General features: G+C 61.9%; 10 protein-coding genes. 2 read left to right on the forward strand and 8 right to left on the reverse strand.

The features are described from left to right. Positions 1-10: 10 nt before the first annotated feature. A complete protein-coding gene (locus tag JGZ97_RS12245) occupies positions 11-1,804 on the reverse strand; it encodes an acyl-CoA dehydrogenase C-terminal domain-containing protein (RefSeq protein WP_207062918.1) in 1,794 nt (597 codons plus the stop codon). Positions 1,805-2,251: 447 nt separating this feature from the next. On the opposite strand from JGZ97_RS12245, the gene JGZ97_RS18515 reads away from it, so the two are divergent. After that, positions 2,252-3,346 carry a PEP-CTERM sorting domain-containing protein gene (locus JGZ97_RS18515; protein WP_207062919.1) on the forward strand — a complete coding sequence of 365 codons (1,095 nt, stop codon included), beginning with the start codon at positions 2,252-2,254 and terminating at the stop codon, positions 3,344-3,346. Next, positions 3,339-6,197 (forward strand): XrtA/PEP-CTERM system TPR-repeat protein PrsT, encoded by a 2,859-nt coding sequence (gene prsT, locus JGZ97_RS12255; RefSeq protein WP_207062920.1) that lies wholly within the window; start codon positions 3,339-3,341, stop codon positions 6,195-6,197. The genes JGZ97_RS18515 and prsT overlap by 8 nt, the downstream gene beginning before the upstream one ends. Before the next feature lie 94 nt (positions 6,198-6,291). Here prsT and fadA read toward each other — a convergent pair whose 3' ends face one another. The 7 genes from fadA to JGZ97_RS12290 form a co-directional block, all read right to left on the reverse strand. After that, positions 6,292-7,467, reverse strand: a complete 1,176-nt coding sequence (fadA, locus tag JGZ97_RS12260; RefSeq protein WP_207062921.1) for an acetyl-CoA C-acyltransferase FadA — start codon at positions 7,465-7,467, stop codon at positions 6,292-6,294. 9 nt (positions 7,468-7,476) lie between these two features. Continuing rightward, positions 7,477-9,618 (reverse strand): fatty acid oxidation complex subunit alpha FadB, encoded by a 2,142-nt coding sequence (fadB, locus tag JGZ97_RS12265; protein WP_207062922.1) that lies wholly within the window; start codon positions 9,616-9,618, stop codon positions 7,477-7,479. 199 nt (positions 9,619-9,817) lie between these two features. Next, complete coding sequence (locus JGZ97_RS12270; RefSeq protein WP_207062923.1) at positions 9,818-10,858, reverse strand: AraC family transcriptional regulator; 1,041 nt, start codon at positions 10,856-10,858, stop codon at positions 9,818-9,820. Further along, positions 10,842-11,732 (reverse strand): universal stress protein, encoded by an 891-nt coding sequence (locus tag JGZ97_RS12275; RefSeq protein WP_207062924.1) that lies wholly within the window; start codon positions 11,730-11,732, stop codon positions 10,842-10,844. Before JGZ97_RS12275 ends, JGZ97_RS12270 begins: the two co-directional genes overlap by 17 nt. Further along, positions 11,722-14,115: an RND family transporter gene (locus JGZ97_RS12280; RefSeq protein WP_207062925.1), complete on the reverse strand. Its 2,394-nt coding sequence runs from the start codon at positions 14,113-14,115 to the stop codon at positions 11,722-11,724. The genes JGZ97_RS12275 and JGZ97_RS12280 overlap by 11 nt, the downstream gene beginning before the upstream one ends. After that, positions 14,112-15,206 (reverse strand): YCF48-related protein, encoded by a 1,095-nt coding sequence (locus JGZ97_RS12285; protein WP_207062926.1) that lies wholly within the window; start codon positions 15,204-15,206, stop codon positions 14,112-14,114. The genes JGZ97_RS12280 and JGZ97_RS12285 overlap by 4 nt, the downstream gene beginning before the upstream one ends. A gap of 595 nt (positions 15,207-15,801) precedes the next feature. Next, complete coding sequence (locus JGZ97_RS12290) at positions 15,802-17,229, reverse strand: HDOD domain-containing protein (RefSeq protein WP_207062927.1); 1,428 nt, start codon at positions 17,227-17,229, stop codon at positions 15,802-15,804. Positions 17,230-17,284 lie beyond the last annotated feature (55 nt).

Genomic DNA, 17,284 nt, shown 5'->3' on the forward strand with positions numbered 1-17,284 from the left:
TTGAGCGATCTCAGAAGGCCTCGGCCTCCAGCTGCATCAGGTTGTCGGCGCCGGCGGTCATGGTGACGGCCAGGGCGCGGGTGCGCGGCAGCAAGCGCTTAAAGTAGAAGGTCGCGGTGGCCACCTTGGCCCGGTAGAAGGCCTCCTCGTCGGTACCCTCGGCCAGCTTGCGCAAGGCCACCTCGGCGCTGCGCGCCCAGAAATAGGCCAGCACCACGTAACCGGAATACATCAGGTAGTCCACCGACGCCGCGCCCACCTCGTCCCGATCCTTCATGGCGGCCATGCCGATTTTCATGGTCAGCTCGCCCCACTCCTTGTTGACCGCCGCCAAAGGTTCGACAAAAGGCTGCAGGGCCGGATCTTCACCCGCCTGCTGGCAGAACTTATGCACGATCTTGGTGAAACGTTTAAGGGTCTCCCCTTGGGTCATCAGCACCTTGCGTCCGAGCAAATCCAGGGCCTGAATGCCGGTGGTGCCTTCGTAAAGCATGGCGATGCGGCTGTCGCGCACGTTCTGCTCCATGCCCCACTCGCTGATGTAACCGTGCCCACCAAACACCTGGAGCCCCAGGTTGGCGGCTTCAAATCCGGTCTCGGTCATAAAGGCCTTGGCGATCGGGGTCAGCAGGGCCAACAACTGCTCGGCTTCTTCCCGCGCGTCGCTGTCGGCAGCGTGCTTGGCCTTGTCCACCTGCTGCGCGGCAAAGTACGCCAGCATCCGCCCGCCCTCGGCAAAGGCCTTCTGGGTGAACAACATACGCCGCACATCGGGGTGAACGATAATCGGGTCCGCGGGCTGCTCCGGTGCTTTGGGACCGTTGAGCGAGCGCATCTGCAGCCGCTCGCGAGCATAGGCCAGCGACCCCTGGTAGCTCAGCTCGGCGTGCGCCAGCCCCTGCAGCGCGGTGCCGATACGGGCCGTATTCATGAAGGTGAACATGCAGTTAAGGCCCTTGTTGGGGGGGCCGATCAGGAACCCGCGGGCACCGTCAAAATTCATGACGCAGGTGGCGTTGCCGTGAATACCCATCTTGTGCTCGATGGAGCCGCAGCTCACCCCGTTGCGCTCACCGAGGGAGCCATCCGCCTGAACATTGAACTTGGGCACCACGAACAGGGAGATCCCCTTGGTGCCGGCGGGGGCGTCAGGGAGCCGGGCCAGCACGATATGGACGATGTTCTCCGCCATATCGTGATCGCCGGCGGAGATGAAAATTTTGGTGCCGGTGATGCGGTAGCTGCCGTCTTCAGCAGGCTCCGCCCGCGTCCGCAGCAGCCCCAGGTCAGTGCCGCAGTGGGCTTCGGTAAGGCACATGGTGCCCGTCCAACTGCCCTCGATCAGCTTGCTGAGGTAGGTCTGCTTCTGCTCCTCGCTGCCATGCGCCTCCAGGGTGTTCATGGCGCCGTGACTCAGCCCCGGGTACATGCTCCAGGCCCAGTTAGCCGTTCCCACCAGCTCGTTGATGATGATCCCCAGGGATTCCGGTAGCCCCTGACCACCGAGTTCCGGCTCATGAGCCAGGGAGGGCCATCCCCCCTCCACGTAGGCAGCGTAGGCCTCCTTGAAGCCGGCCGGCGTCTTGACCGCCCCCTCTTCCCAGCGGCACCCCTCGGTATCGCCTACCCGGTTCAACGGCGCCAGCTCCTTTTCGGCAAAGCGGGCACCCTCCTCCAGAATGGCGTCGACGAGATCAGGGGTCGCCTCTTCCACGCCGGGGAGCTGGGCGTAGTGACGATCCATTTCCAGCAATTCATGACTGACAAACCGAATGTCACGAAGGGGCGCTTTATATTCCGGCATGATGAACTCCAGTGATGTTATTAGCAGCGGCCCGCCAACGGCGGCGGTTCAGTTAGCATAGGAGGCCTAGCCTCCTTCAGCAGCGCCTTTCGAGCAATGTCAAAAAGCGCCTTGTTGACTAACAAAAACTTTCAGCCCTAACAACGAAGCCATAATAAAAGCTTCATATTATTGTTTTTAAAAGGCTTATATAGAACACCAAAAAGCACCTCCCTCCGTCCATAGCTAACTATTAAGGGCACTCAAGAAACCTCAGCGAGGCTGGCATCCCCTCCTTAAAACCCTTTGTTTCGTCATACTTTAGTCAGTATTTTTTACAGATTGTTAAACGCCATCGGCTGGACGATTCTTACCCTATTGTTAACCATGCTGTTTTAAAGACAGGCCTGAATATTGCATTAAACACAGCTCTTCCCACCCGGCCACAAAAAGGAGAGCGGTCATTGAGTGGCTGAAAAAACCAAGGAGAGCGATATGAAATCGCTAAAACCGCTGTTAATAATCCCCGCGATGGCGTTGAGCTGGAGTGCCCAGGCTGTCGTGACAACCACACTGCCTTTCCCGGGACCGACCGATCCGACGGGAGCCACCTTCGGAACGGCCCTTGACCAGCAAGGTGTTTCACGTGACGCCATCCTGATCGACGGCATCGCAGTCGCGTTTAAGTACGACGAGTTCTGGCAATACTCGGCGGAAGCGCTGGATAGCCTTCAGACGTCTGGAGACATTCCGCTAGAGTTCGGCGACTTCTCTGTCAACGGCGGGGTCGGGAATCAGGATGTAAAGATTTTCACCCAGGCGACGGGGCAGCAAAACCCCAACGGCAGCCTTGCAGGAGGTTTCGTATTCGAAGAACCGGCACCCACCGAAACAGGCAGTCAAGAGCCCTTCTTTTCTTCCTGGTGGGGACAAGGCGACCAGAATGATGACGGCACGGCCGATACCACGGAGGGCCCTGTAACGATCGGACAAGTGCGTGACTTCATCCAGCTGGCAAACCCAGATAACGACATTCCGGTTTTTATGTTTGACTGGAACCAGACGGGCGCGGAGTCCCTGTTGTTTTACGGAATGAACGTCGAGCTACTCGTGCCAGGCGCTGGAGCCGCAAGCGGCTTCACGATTTATGATAGTTGGTCGCTGGACGCCAACAACAACGGCGCGTTTGACCCCACCGATCCAGTACTGGAGGACACCTCGGCCTCTCTCGGATCCGGGTTTATCGACTTCTTCGGTTATGCCGAAGACATGAACCTTAGCCGAATTATTAACGAATATAACTTGGCAAATGGCAGCGGCGGCGAAGACCTGCTCTTCACCGTTGAGCTGCGCGTGGGATGCCCCCCGGGAACCGACCCCCTCATCGGCTGTAATAACGACGGTGCGGAGGAAATATTCCTGACCGGCCGGGTCGATCCGACAGGACGGGATCCGCGGATCATCGACCCCCCCGATATACCAGAACCGATGAGCTTCGCCTTGTTCTTGACAGGGCTGGGCTGGCTCGGAGTAAGCCGTCGCAAGCTAACCCGCCGTGGTTAGGCACCAACCCCAGGAGAGCGATCAGCCGGCCCGCGAATGCGGTGCCGGCTGTTCCGGCTCCGCGGGGCAAAAACTGATCCTTTGCCTTTGGCTGCTGGCAGCCTCCCCGTGCGCTGTTGCGCTCAACGAACCGGAGGCGCCTCGAGCGCTGCAACAAGCCCAATCCATGCTCGACAATGGCGAGTACCGAGCGGCCGCCATCACGCTCAAGAATTTTCTTCGGGAACAGCCCGAAAACAGTCAGGCACGCTATTGGCTGGGACGAGCAGAAGTGGCGAGCGGCGATATGAAGGCGGCAGTCAAGGAGTTTGAGCGAGCTCTGGAGCTCGGTGAACCACGGGGAAAAATCCTTCCCGAGCTCGGCCGCATTTACTGGTGGCTGGGCGATAACCAGAAAATTCTCGAAAGCATACGTCCAACGCCCGATGACTCCGCTGAGCTTTCTTTCAGCATCAGCCTGTTGCACGGCGATGCCCACGCGGGGTTGCGTCAGTTGGATCAGGCGGAGGCGGCCTACCGGCGGGCAATGGCACTCAGCCCAAAAAACAGCCAGCCCTACCTCGGCCTTGCCACCCTGGCGCTGCAACAACACCCCCTTGAAGAAGCCGCCGGAGATCTGGTCCGCACTGCCTTGCAGCTGGACCCAGACTCCTCCGAGGCCTGGATCATGAGCGGCTTCGAGGCATTGAGTCGCAGAGATCACCGGAGCGCGCTGAAAGCCTTTGACGAGGCGCTGCGGCTAACCCCCAAGCACCTCAAAGCTCAACTTGGAAGAGCGATGTCGCTAAACGCCCTCAATCGCCCGGGAGAGGCGCTGGAGCAGCTGAATCAGGCGCAAAACACCAACCCAGACCACGTATTCCTTCATCTACAAAAAATGGAGACTCTGGCGGCGTTAAAGCAATACCGCGCCGCCTACGAGGGCTTGCAGTTGATCCATCGGCACGCAGAAAAACTGCCAAAAATCAACTTATTGGCGGGGTTCACGGCGTTGCAGCTGGGCCACCACCACCAGGCCGAGCAACACCTGCGTCAGTTTCTCGACAGCCATCCCGGTCATGATGAGGCGTATAAATTGCTAGCGGCGACACAGCGCCAAGTGGCCCCCGACGAGCACGTGCCGCTTCTGGACCTGCTTCCTACCGGCGACGAGCCGAATTATTACGCTCTGCTCGGGGATGCCTACCTCAAGCAAGGAGACCTCGAAAAAAGCAGGCAGGCGCTGGAGCGGGCAGCCGAACTCGACCCGGGAGGTGGCCATGTGTATGCCAGCCTCGGAAAACTTAACCTTCGCGAGGGCGCCTTAACAGAGGGTATAAAAGAGTTGGAAAAGGCGATCGCCCTTGGTGACGAGCGCGTGGATACAGAAACGACCCTCATCGAGGCACTGATAGCCCAGCAGGACATTAAACAGGCCCAGGCGCGGCTCGACGCTCTCGAGGCTAGCCACGATAGCCGCGTCGTTGTGGCCCAACTGCAAAGTCGGCTCTGGCTTGCCCAAGAACAACCCCAAAAGGCCCGGGAGGCTTTACAACGAGCAGTGGAACATGAGCCCGACTCACTGCCACTGTTGTTACAAATGGCCTACCTGGAATTGCAGGAGGGCGAAGCGAGCAAGGCACAGGCGATTTACCAGCGCGTGCTCGAGCTTAATCCGGAACAGCCCCTTGCCCTATCCGGCCTCGCCCTTATCAACGAGGCTGAAGGACATGCAGAGCGGGCTCACGCTTTGTGGCGCCAAGCGCTGCGCCTGCAGCCCGATAACATATTACTTGCGGCACAGCTCGTCGCCTCTCTGGTGCGAACCCAAGAGTATGAACAAGCACTGGTTGCGCTCGGCGAAGCCCCCCTCAAAAACCACCACAGCACCACCCTGCTTCAGCTGAGGGCCGAAGCCGAACTTCAGTCCGGCGACTACCCGGCCCTGATCGAAACACTGGAGAAGCTCAGCCAAGCCCGCCCCGATGACCTTCAAATCCCCTTCATGCAGGGAAAGATCTACCTACTGATAAGCCGTCCCGACCTGGCTGCGGAACGCTTCAACAAGGTATTGAACGACGGCCCCCGTGATCCAAAGGTGCTGATGGAGCTGGCCAAAGCCGAACTTACGCAGGACAACATGGAGCAGGTTCAGCGTCTCCTGCAGGAGCTGGAGGCACAGCACCCCGCTACGCCCTATGCCGCGGCCCTAAAGGGACGAGTAGCTTACTTTGAGGGGGACTTTCACCAAGCCGCCCAGCACTACGAAGAGGCCTACGAGATTTCCGGACTTGCCCCTTTCAAAGCATCCACCTTCCAGTCCCAGCTGCGTGCAGGCCAGGGCCCCCGGACCCGCGAGGCGATGAAAACCTGGCTCGTCGAGCATCCCGATGACCGGGCGGTCAGCGATTTATTGGTCAACTCGCTGCTGTGGCGTGCACGCGCCATGGAACATGCAAACATGGCAGATCAAGCTATCGACGCCTATCAGAGAATTTTTCAATGGGCCCCTGACAACCTGGCGGCGTTGGGCCGCCTGAGCATCCTTTACCATCAGAAAAACAGAGCCGAGGCGCTGGTTTACGCCCGACGGGCGTACCACAAGGCCCCAGAAAAGCCCGAAGCCGAGGCCCTCTACGGCTGGCTACTGTTTGAGTATGGGGACAAGGCACAGGGACTGGACATCCTGCGAAAGGCCCTTGTTAAGGCCCCGGATCAGCCTGGATTGCGGCTACAGCTGGCCACGGCTCTGGAGCGGGCCGGCAAGCAGAAAGAGGCACATAACGCGCTGCAACCTTTGCTCGGCCTACCCAGCGACTCCCCGTTGAAACTTGAAGCCGAAAAGCTGAACAGACGCCTGGCATCCCAGTAGCCTAAGAAGCCCTTGAATCCGGAAAAAAGCGCCTCAAAAAAAACAAAGCGCGCCCCGAGGGGCGCGCTGAGAGCAGAACTCGGCATCTGCGCTATCAGATGCGCTCGATCACCGTGGCGACGCCCTGCCCCATACCGATACACATGGTGGCCAGGCCCAGCGTGCCTTCTCGCTGCTCCATAATGTTCAGCAAGGTGGTCAGGATGCGCGTACCGGAGCAACCCAGAGGGTGGCCCAAGGCGATAGCGCCGCCGTGCAGGTTGACCTTCTCATCCATCACATCAAGCAGCTTGAGATCCTTGAGCACGGGCAGCGCCTGGGCGGCAAACGCCTCGTTAAGTTCCACCACGTCGATATCGTCGATGCCGAGGCCGGCCCGCTTAAGGGCCTTTTTGGTCGCGGGCACCGGACCGTAACCCATGATCGCCGGGTCGCAGCCGGCCACGGCCATGCTGCGCACCTTGGCCCGGGGCTTGAGACCCAGGGACTGGGCCCGCTCCGCAGACATGAGGATCATGGCGGATGCCCCATCAGAAAGCGCCGAGGAGGTGCCGGCGGTGACGGTGCCGCCCTTGGGATCAAACACCGGCTTGAGCTCCGCCAGGCTCTCCAGACTTGTCTCGGGGCGGATCACCTCGTCCACCTCGATCAGGCGGCGAAAGCCTTCACCATCATGGCCTTCGATGGGAACGATCTCGTTGCCGAAGCCTCCCGCCAGGGTGGCCTGGTGCGCCCGCTGGTGGGAGCGCACGGCGAAGGCATCCTGCTGCGCGCGGGAAATGCCGTGCATGCGCCCGAGCATCTCCGCGGTAAGCCCCATCATCATGGAAGCCTTGGCGGCGTGCTTGCTCAAGCTGGGGGTGATGTCGACGCCGTGGGTCATGGCCACATGCCCCATGTGCTCAACACCGCCAACCACGAACAGCTCGCCGTTGCCGCTCTGGATGGACTGGGCCGCGCTGTGCAGGGCCGACATGGAGGAACCGCAGAGGCGGTTCACCGTCTGGGCGCCTACGCTGTTGGGGATCCGGCTCAGCAGGCTGAGGGAGCGGGCGATATTGAAGCCCTGCTCCAGGGTCTGGTTGACGCAGCCCCAGACCACATCTTCCACTTCCGCCGGGTTCAGCCCGGGGTTGCGGTCAAACAGGGCGTCCACCAGTTGGGCCGAGAGTTCATCGGCGCGGACATGGCGAAAAGCGCCGTTCTTGGAGCGCCCCATGGGTGAGCGCACGCAGTCGACAATGACTGCATCGTTGGCTTTCAGGCTCATGAGTCTCTCCTATTGCTCAAAGTAACGGCGGTTTTCGGCGGCCAGGGCGCGCATCGCCTTGGTCGGCTGGTAAAGCGGCCCCAGCGGGCTGAGTTCATCGGCCTGTTGGCAGAAAGTCGCCAGCCCCAGGTCGTCCAGATAGCGCAGGGCGCCGCCCCGGAAGGGAGGGAAGCCAATGCCGTAGACCAGTCCCATGTCCGCCTCGGCGGCACTGCCGACGATCCCCTCTTCCAGGCAGCGGGCTGTCTCGATACACAGGGGCGTCATCATGCGGGCCACGATCTGCTCGTCGCTGATCTCGATGCCATCCCCCGCCAGCTGCGCTTCCACAGCCGGATTGGGCCGCTTCTGCAGCTTGCCTTTACGGTCTTTCTCGTAACAGTAAAACCCTTCGCCGCTCTTCTGTCCCAGGCGCCCCTGTTCCACCAGGGCGCGGATAAAGGCAGGCGCGGCCGGCTGCATCCGGTCCGGGTAGCCCTCGGCCATCACCGACTCGGCGTGCACCGCGGTATCGAGCCCCACCACGTCCAGCAGGTAAGCCGGGCCCATGGGCCAGCCAAAGGCTTCCATCACCTTGTCGATACGCCGGTAATCGACCCCGTCCTTGAGCAGGGCGTCAAAACCCGCGAAGTAGGGGAAGAGCACCCGGTTGACCAGAAAGCCCGGGCAGTCATTGACCACGATGGGGGTTTTACCGAGCTTCTGGGCGTACGCGACGGTGGTCGCCACCGCCCGCTCCGAACTCTTGGCACCGCGGATCACCTCCACCAGAGGCATGCGGTGGACCGGGTTGAAAAAGTGCATGCCGCAGAAATTTTCCGGGCGCTTCAACCCCTCAGCCAGCAGATCGATGGAGATCGTCGAGGTGTTGGAGGTCAGCACCGTCTCCTCGCTCACCTCCCCTTCCACTTCCGCCAGTACCGCCTGCTTGACCTTGGGATTCTCCACCACAGCCTCGACCACCAGGTCGACGCCGGCAAAATCGCTGTAACCCAGGGTGGGGCGAATCGCCGCCAGCCCCTTAGCCATCCCCTTGTTATCCAGGCGGCCACGCGCCACCTGCTTGCCCAGCAGCGTGGCCGCCTCGGCCATGCCCGCCTCCAGGGCCGGCTCGTTGATGTCCTTCATCAGGATCGGGGTGCCACGGCTGGCCGACTGGTAGGCGATGCCGCCACCCATGATTCCCGCGCCCAGCACCGCGGCCCGCTTCACCGGGGCGGCATCACGGGCAAAGCCCTGAGCCGTCTTCTTAACCAGCTGATCGTTCAAAAAGAGGGCGACCAGATTGCGACAGACATCGCTCTTGGCGACCTTGACGAACCCCTTGGCCTCGACGGCCAGCGCCGCATCACGCTCCAGGGCCGCGTGCTTCTGCATGGTCTTGATCGCCGCCACCGGTGCCGGGTAGTGGGGGCCTGCTTTGCCGGCCACGAACCCCTTGGCGGTTTCGAACGCCATCATCGTATCCAGCTGCCCCAGCTTCAAAGGCCCTTTCTTCTCGGCCCGGCGACTCGCGTAGTCGAGCTTTCCGGCTGCACACTGGGCCAACAGATCCAGGGCCGCCTCGCGCACCCGCTCAACGGGCACCACAGCATCGGCCGCGCCTTCAAAGAGCGCCTTGTCCGCCCGTTTTTCACTGCCCGAGGCGATCCACTCAATCGCGTTGTCGACGCCGATCAGCCGCGGCAGGCGCACCGTTCCGCCCCACCCGGGGTAGATGCCCAGTTTGGTTTCAGGCAGGCCCACCTTGGCAGAGTCGGCCATGACCCGGTAATCGGCACACAGACAGAGTTCAAAACCGCCCCCCAGGGCCAGGCCGTTGATGGCCGCTACCGTGGGAAAAGGCAGGTCTTCCACGCGGCTGAACAGCGTGTTGACCTGCTGCAGCATCGCGACCAGTTCGGCCTCGTCGCGGGCGAAGTAATCGGAAAACTCCTTGATGTCCGCGCCGACGATAAAGGCATCCTTGGCGCTGCTGATGAGGAGTCCGCGAACCCCTTCCCGGGCCGCAAGCGCCTCAACGGCTTCACCGAGCTCGGTCACGGTGGCCTGACTGAGGGTGTTCACCGGCTGCCCCTTCACATCGAAGCAGAGTTCGACGAGGCCCTCATCCAGAGCCTTTACGCCGATGGCGTTACCTTGGTAGATCATGTTGTCACCTTGTGGTTAGTAGAGCGGGCAACCTACGGGTCGTCCCTTACTGACGTGTTATGCTAATCGCCGCGCGCCTGCGAACAATTGCATTTGTCACCATATTCACTGACAAAATAAACCAAAGCCCATAGCAGGCTTTCCCTAAAACCAACTTATTTCCTTAACCGAACTACCAAAACCGCCCATCGCAAGCCAGTCACTCGCGCTGCAGACGGGCTCGGTATTCACCCGGCGTCATCCCCGTCCACTTTTTGAAGGAGCGGAAAAAGGCACTGGCCTCATCAAAGCCCATCAGCCCGGCAATGTCGTTGTTGCTGAGTTCCGGGCAACTGAGGTAGTTGATCGCCGCCTCTTTCCGGCAGGCATCCTTGATCTTCTGGTAGGAGGTATCCTCCTTCAACAGCCGCCGCCGCAGGGTGGTAACCGACATATTGAGACTCTGGGCCACCGCCTCGGCACTCGGCAGCTCGCGGCTGAAATCCCGCCCGATCAACGCCCGCACACGGGAACCCAGGCTGTGATCGCCATTGACCTGCACCAGCAACTGGTAGGGCGCCGTCTTGAGAAACCCTCCCAGGGCCTCCTCGGTCTGGACCACCGGCAGTTCAAGGGCCTCGCTGGGAAAACGTAGCAGGTTATCTTCGGCGTTAAAGCGCAGCGGCGCCTGGAACAGCACTTCGTAATCGGCCAGATCCGGCGGACTGGGAAAACGAAAGTGGACCCCGGCCAGCGGCACCCGACGCCCGGTCAACCAACAGAGAAAGTGGTGCCACATGGAGAGTGAGGTCCGCACCTCGGTCGGGTTGCTTGCCGCCAGCACCTCCTGGTACTCCGCCTCGGACACTTCATTCAAGGGGCCCATGCGCACCTGGGCCGTGCGTCCGCGCACCTCAAGGATCGGCTTGATACGGGGCCCGCGGCAAATTTCGTAGAATTCGGAGCAGCGCTGAATCGCCTCCCCCAGGCTCTGGCAGGGCAGTATGCACAAGCACATCATGCGCAGCGTGCCGTTGGGCACCTTACCGCCGCTCAACAGGCCGTAGGACTCATCGCGCATCTCCAGCATCACCCGCTGGTAAAGGCGCCCGTAGCGCTCGGCGGGAAACTGCTCCCCCCGCAGCTCCTCGGGGGCGATTTCCGCCGCCTCAAGAATCGCTTCCGCGTTGCCTCCCTGCTGGCGAATCGAGCTGATCAAGGAGTTCACATAACTGATCGGTACGCTAAAACTCGGACTCATCAGTAGCCTTTTGCTCCGCAAACAACAACTCCAGCAGCGTATCGGCGCCCTGGGGTTTAAGCGTCAAGGTATCGGCCTCCAGGCGCGCCAGCAGTGTTTCGGCGGTGTTACCACCCATCAGCAGCGCCTGCAAGCCACGGCGGGCGACGGTGCCCATGACCACCAGGGCCGCATCCAGATGCTGCGCGGTCTGGCTGACCCAGGCCTCGACCGGCCCCTCCCCGACGTGAATATCGGCCGGTGTTACGCCCTGTTCCGCGCACAGCTCCTGACAGACACTCCGGTAACGCTGCGCCTTGGCGGCAGGGGTCTCGGTGCTCAGATCACTTCCCTGCATGGCCGTTGAGTAGGCGCTGACCACGTGCAGCGGTCCACCGCTGGTTTGGGCGATGCGGGCTGCCGCGCGCAGAATCTTCTGGTTGAGCGCCTGGTGATCCGGGTCGTGGGGGTTGGCGTCGATGGCGGCGAGAATTGCACGGGACTCCCAAGGCCGGTGCTGCTTAACCAGCAGCACCGGGCACGGTGCGAAACGCATCAGCTTCCAGTCGCGAGGGGTCACCAGGCCTTCCAGGGGCGTCGCAGGGTCAGCGTCCTTTATCAACAACCCGGCGCCGCTGGCTTTCAGCGCCTCGACGATGGTTCCCTGCACCGAACCCTGCCAGGCCACTTCAGTGTCCACTGCAATCTCACGTTTCCGGAACCCCTCAGCCTGCTCCTGCAGACGATCCCGCGCCTCGGCCCCGGGTTCCGCGCAGGGCAGTAACAGCCGAACCGACAGCCCCATGCGCTCCGCGATAAGCTGGGCGCGCAAGTGGGCGTAACCCGCCTCCCGGGCCGGGTCCACGGTCAGCAGCAACGCTTTGTTAAACGGCATGGGAATCTCCTTGGTTTTCCGCCACCAGGCGCTTTCGCGCTCCCGGGCGCAGGTAACAGGCCAGGGCCGGGAGCAGAATCAAGGCACCCAGCATGTTCCAGAGGAACATAAAGGTGAGCAGGATGCCCATATCCGCCTGGAACTTGATCGGCGAGAAGACCCAGGTACCGACGCCGATCGCCAGCGTCAGCCCGGTAAAGGCCACCGCCCGCCCGGTGGTTTTGAGCGTCAGGCGGTAGGCCTCCACCAGCTCTAGCCCCTGGGCGAGGTAACTCTCCAGCCGGCTGTAGATATAAATCCCGTAATCCACCCCGATTCCGACCCCAAGGGCGATGACCGGCAGGGTCGCCACCTTGACCCCGATGCCCAGCACGGTCATCAGCGCCTGGCAAAGCACCGAGGTGAGCGCCAGCGGCAAAATGATACACACCAGGGTGCGCCAGGAGCGGAAACTGAGCAGACAGAGCAGGCTCACCACTCCGTAGACCAGGGCCAGCATCAGGTATTGAGCTTTACCGATCACCTCGTTGGTGGCCGCTTCGATCCCGGCGTTACCGGCCGCGAGCAGGAAGGTGACCTCTCCGGTATCCACCCGCCCGATAAAGGCCTCAGCCTCCTTCACCACCCGGGCGAGGGTCTCTGCCTTGTGGTCATCGAGGAACAGCAGCACCGGGGTCAGGTCGCACTGGGGGCTGATCATCCCCTGGGGTACGTAATTCAGCGCGGTGTTGAGCAAAAACTGGTTACGGTTGATGCCCATCCACTTGAGGTTGCCCTCGCTGAGGCCCACGGTGGTCTGCTTGGCCACATCGGCCAGGGAGAGGGCCGACTGCACCCCCGGCACATTGGCCATGTGCCACTGGAAACGATCGATCATCACCAGGTTGTCGTAATGGGCGCACTGCTCCTCCGGGGTGCGCGCCATCACCACGAAGACATCGCTGCTGGTGCTGTAATTCCGACTGAGAAAGGCGTTGTCCAGGTTGTAGCGTGAATCGGGCCGCAACTCCGGCGTACCCGGATCCAAATCGCCGATCTGCAACCCCTGGCTGACCCAGCCGCCAAGGGCGAACAGCGCCAGCGCGCCCACCACGGTAAACCCGGCACGGCGCGGGTGGGCGAAACCGCTAAGCCAGTTCCAGACGCCCCCCTCACCTTCACGGTCGTCCATCTTGGCGGCAAGGCGGGCGAGCGCCCGGGGGCTGATGCGCAGGTAGGAGAGGATAATGGGCAGCAGAATCAGGTTGGTCAGCACGATCACCGCGACCCCCAGCGACGCCGCCAGGGCCAGCTCCTGAATCACCGCCACGTCAATCACCATCAGGGTGACAAAACCGAGGGCGTCGCTGAACAGGGCCACCAACCCTGGAATATAAAGACTGCGAAAGGCACGCTGGGCGGCGCTGTGCATATCCAGCCCCTGGCTTGCTTCCAGGGCCATGGCATTGACGATCTGCACCCCGTGACTGACGGCGATAGCAAAGACCAGGAAGGGCACCAGCATCGAATAGGGGTCCAGCCCGTAACCCAGGGTGCGCAGCAGTCCCAGCTGCCAGAGCACCGCCAGGATGGAACAGCCCAGCACCACCGCGGCGCTGCGCCAGCAGCGGATATAGGCGTAGAGCAGCGCGAAGGTAATGACAAGCGCGAGGGCGAAGAAGAACACGACCTGCCCCGCTCCCTCGATCAAGTCACCCACCACCTTGGCGAAACCGGTGATACGGATGGTCACCTGCTCATCTTCGAAGCGGTCGCGGATATCCTGCTCCAATTGTTCGGAAAAGCGATGGTAGTCCAGTCGCTCGCCGGTTTCCGGATGCACGTCGAACAGGGGGGCATGAATGATGGTGGACTTGAAGTCATTGGCCACCAGGCGCCCCACCTGCCCCGAGCGCAACACGTTCTGTCGCAACTGTTCCAGGCTCTCGGGGCTGCCGTCAAAGTCGCTGCCGATCACAGGCCCGCCGACAAAACCCTGTTCAGTCACCTCCTTCCAGCGTACGTTGGGGGTCCAGAGGGATTTGAGCGCCCCCCGGTCGACCCCGGGAATGAAGAACACGGCGTCGGTAATCTCGCGCAGTTTCCTCTGGTACTCGGCGTCGAAGATGTCTCCCTCGCGCGCCTGCACCGCGATCCGCACCGCGTTGCCCAACCCAGCCATATCCTCCCGGTGATTGAGGAAGTTCTGAATATAGGGATGCCCGGTGGGAATCATCTTCTCGAAGCTGGCATCGGGGCGGATCTGGGTGGCCTGGTAGCCCAGCGTCAGACTACAGAGCAGGAACAGCAAGAGCCACAGGGCCCGGTTGCGGAACAGCAGCCGCTCCACCCAGGGCTCGGAGGCTTTCATCGGCCCCAGAAGGCGGGATTCCAGACGGCTCATGGGGCCACCTCCACCAGTTCATCGCGCCGCAGGTGGCGCACCCCCCCCTGCCCGAACAGAACCCAGGCCTCACCCCGGCCCTGGGCGGCGCCCAGGTAAGCCCTGCGCTGCGGATCGGTGTAGGCCTGGAAACGTCGCCCGCCGTCCTCGCTGAGCAGCAAGGTTCCCCGCTGTCCAACCACCAACACCCGCCCTCCGGGCAGATCCAGAACCGCGTTGAGGGTACTCTGGGTGTCGGTGGTCACCGCCTGCCAAGTCCGGCCCTGGTCGGCGCTGCGAAAGGCCCTTCCGCGCATCCCCAGCAGCAGCAATGCCCCGTCAACCGGGGCTACTGCGAACAGGGAGCCGGCATAGGGGCTTTGCAGCCATTCAAAACTGCGCCCAGCGTCCAGGGAGCGAAACAGCAACCCCTGCTCGCCTGCCAGGTAGAGCGCCTCCCCGACCCCGGCCACGGCATTCAGGTGATACCCATCAGGGTTGTCCAGATCAGCCATGCGGGGCGCCCACTGACGGCCGCCGTCCCGGGTCTCCAGCACCAGGCCGTAAGCCCCCACGGCCCAGCCATGACGGGCATTAGCAAACCAGACGTCCAGCAGCGGCTTGTTGGGACCGTCTTCCAGGGCATACTGGGCATCTTCTAGTGCGAACAGAGCCTCGTCCAGGCGCTCTTCCAGCAGGTCGGCATCCGCGCCTACCTCGGGCTGGGCCAGCGCCGCCTCCAGCTCGTTCACCCGGGACTGGCGGTATTCGACAATCCGGTCGTTAAGGGCGAACCCATCCAGCTGCCGCTCCCAGGTGCGCCCGCTGTCACGGGAGTGGAGGATGATGCCATCGTGGCCTACCGCCCAACCCAGTTCCGGGGTGGGAAAAGCGACCGCCGTCAGGGTGACTCGCGCCGGCACCTCGGCCTGCTGCCAGGACTCTCCCCGGTCCTCTGAATAAAGAATGTGCCCCCGTTCGCCAACCGCGACCAGCCGGTCACCGGCATCGGCTACATCCAGGAGCAGTGAGTGAGCAGCAAGCGACGAAGAGCGGGCAGGTAGCTGGATGCGATCGCCATCGGGGATGGCATGGGCGGCAAACGCCAGCATAACGAGGCCCCCTGCGACAAAGCAGCGCGCCGCGCGTAAAGAGGATCCCAAAATCAACCTCATATAACTATCCGATTATTATCATTATTGGGCCGACTATTATCATTATCGGGTCAGGAAATGACATGTCAGGTCAAATGCGGCCCTATCCGGTGCCCTCATTCTAGCCGAGAAGCCCTCACAAGCACGTACCTTTTGCGCCTCGCTGCCAGAACCCAAAGGGTTCCAAACCCGCCATTTTGTCGCAATGTCAATTCCTACCCTTTTGACTAACACTTTCAACCATTTTAACCCAACGAGACTGACAAAAACCGCCGAATAGTCCTTACGTAATAACCTCATAGCCCGCCACCTGAAGGCCACAAAAAGCCCGGATCGGAAATCCGACCCGGGCTTTTCACTCAGCTGGACGTAGGTGACGCGCCCGTTAGAGGCGAGCCTCCGCTTCGGTGAGATCAGCGCCGTCCGAAACGACGCATGGCCGCGGCGGCGAACTGGCCCCGGTCGAAGGGCTGACCGAAGGTGAAGCCCTCCTTCTCGTTGGTCAGGCTGTCCACCAGGTAACGCCCGGCCTAAAGGTCATGCAGCACCTCCTCTAGTTCAAGTGCTGCCTGAGCACGACGGGAAGGGACTTACGCTGCTTTCGCAGCCGGGGCAGGAGGGTCTCGTCGGCGAGCGCCTGGAGCGATTCGGCCTTCAGGTCCAGCAGCGCCAGGTGCTCCTGCAGAAACAGCGTCGGCATTTGCACAACAGCTTCGCCTTTGAGCAGGCGATAGCAGAGCCGGGAAAGGTAGAGGATGGCTACGGGCATGCGCACCTGGGTGTCGATCTGCGCCGGTGGCGTATATTCCGGGTAGCGCTGCAGCTCGATACTGGAGCAGACCGTTTCCGGCAGGCCCCAGGCGCGCAACAGCGCCGCGCCCATGTCCGCGCTCTCCAGGCAGCCGATCAGGGGCAGCATCTGCGGATAGCGCTCCTTCAGCAGCTCGATCACCGTCAGTCCCACCTGATGCAGCAACCCGATTGTCGCCAGCTCCGCCGGCTGTCCCTGACGGCACTCCTGGGACAGGACAAAGGCGATGCTGGAAACCCCTAGGGCCGTCTCATACACCTGGTGAAAGGTCTGGGTGTCGGGAAGACAGTGACGCACGCCCGAGACCACCAGCATCTGATAGATCCCGTCATAACCCAACAGCACCACCGCGTGGTTAACGTCGGCTATCTTGTTTTCAAACCGGTAGCAGGAGGAGTTGACCGTCTTCAGCACCTCCGCGGTCAACGCCGGGTCTGATTTCACCAGTTCCACAATCTCCCGTGTGGAGGAGCGCCGGTTAACCAGCTTGGCGATCAAGGTTGTGGTGGCATCCGGCAGCCGCGGCACCTTTTCGATGAGCGCCTGGACTAACTTTGAACGACCTATATCAGGGGCGGTCCGGTGGGAGGCCTGCATCAGCCCCGCGATCAGCTGCGCGTTTTTCTGACCGGTCTGACGGGCCTCCTCCCCCAGTTGCCGGATCCGCTGGCGGTCGACGCCGTGAACAGTCCCCAACAGGGCCAGCTTCAACCGGTCGTCGATCAGCCCCAGCAGGCGCTCGTCGACGAGCGCCACTGAAGTCGCCGAGCACGCCGTGGCCCGGCATCCGACCGCTCGAGGCCGACTCAGGTCGGCCTCGGCAAACCAGCCCCCCGGTTCAAGGGTCTCCACCCTGGCGGCGCTCCCTTCAACGGCGTCCCAGGCCAGCTGGAGACTCCCCTTGACCACCCAGTACCAGAAAGCCAGCGGATCGTCTTCACGGTGGAGCACCTCCCCCGGGGCCAGGGGTTTTACCGTCGCCAGGCGATAGAGCGCCAGAAGCTCCTTGTCACCAAGCACGGGCAATGGCGGGGCATCTTGGCTCGAGGCGGCTCGCGCCGACTGGGGGGATAGGGTCCGGGAATCATTCAAGGAGACATGGGGGGGCGCCGGCTTCGCGGGGGGCGAGGCGGCACGGATCTGGCGTGACTTCCAGAAGTTGACAAACATACCCAATCCCTTAAGTACAACTACCGATGGGTAAGAAATAGTGCCACCATCCTCG

Source organism: Motiliproteus sp. SC1-56, from assembly GCF_017309075.1.
GTDB lineage: Bacteria > Pseudomonadota > Gammaproteobacteria > Pseudomonadales > Balneatricaceae > Motiliproteus.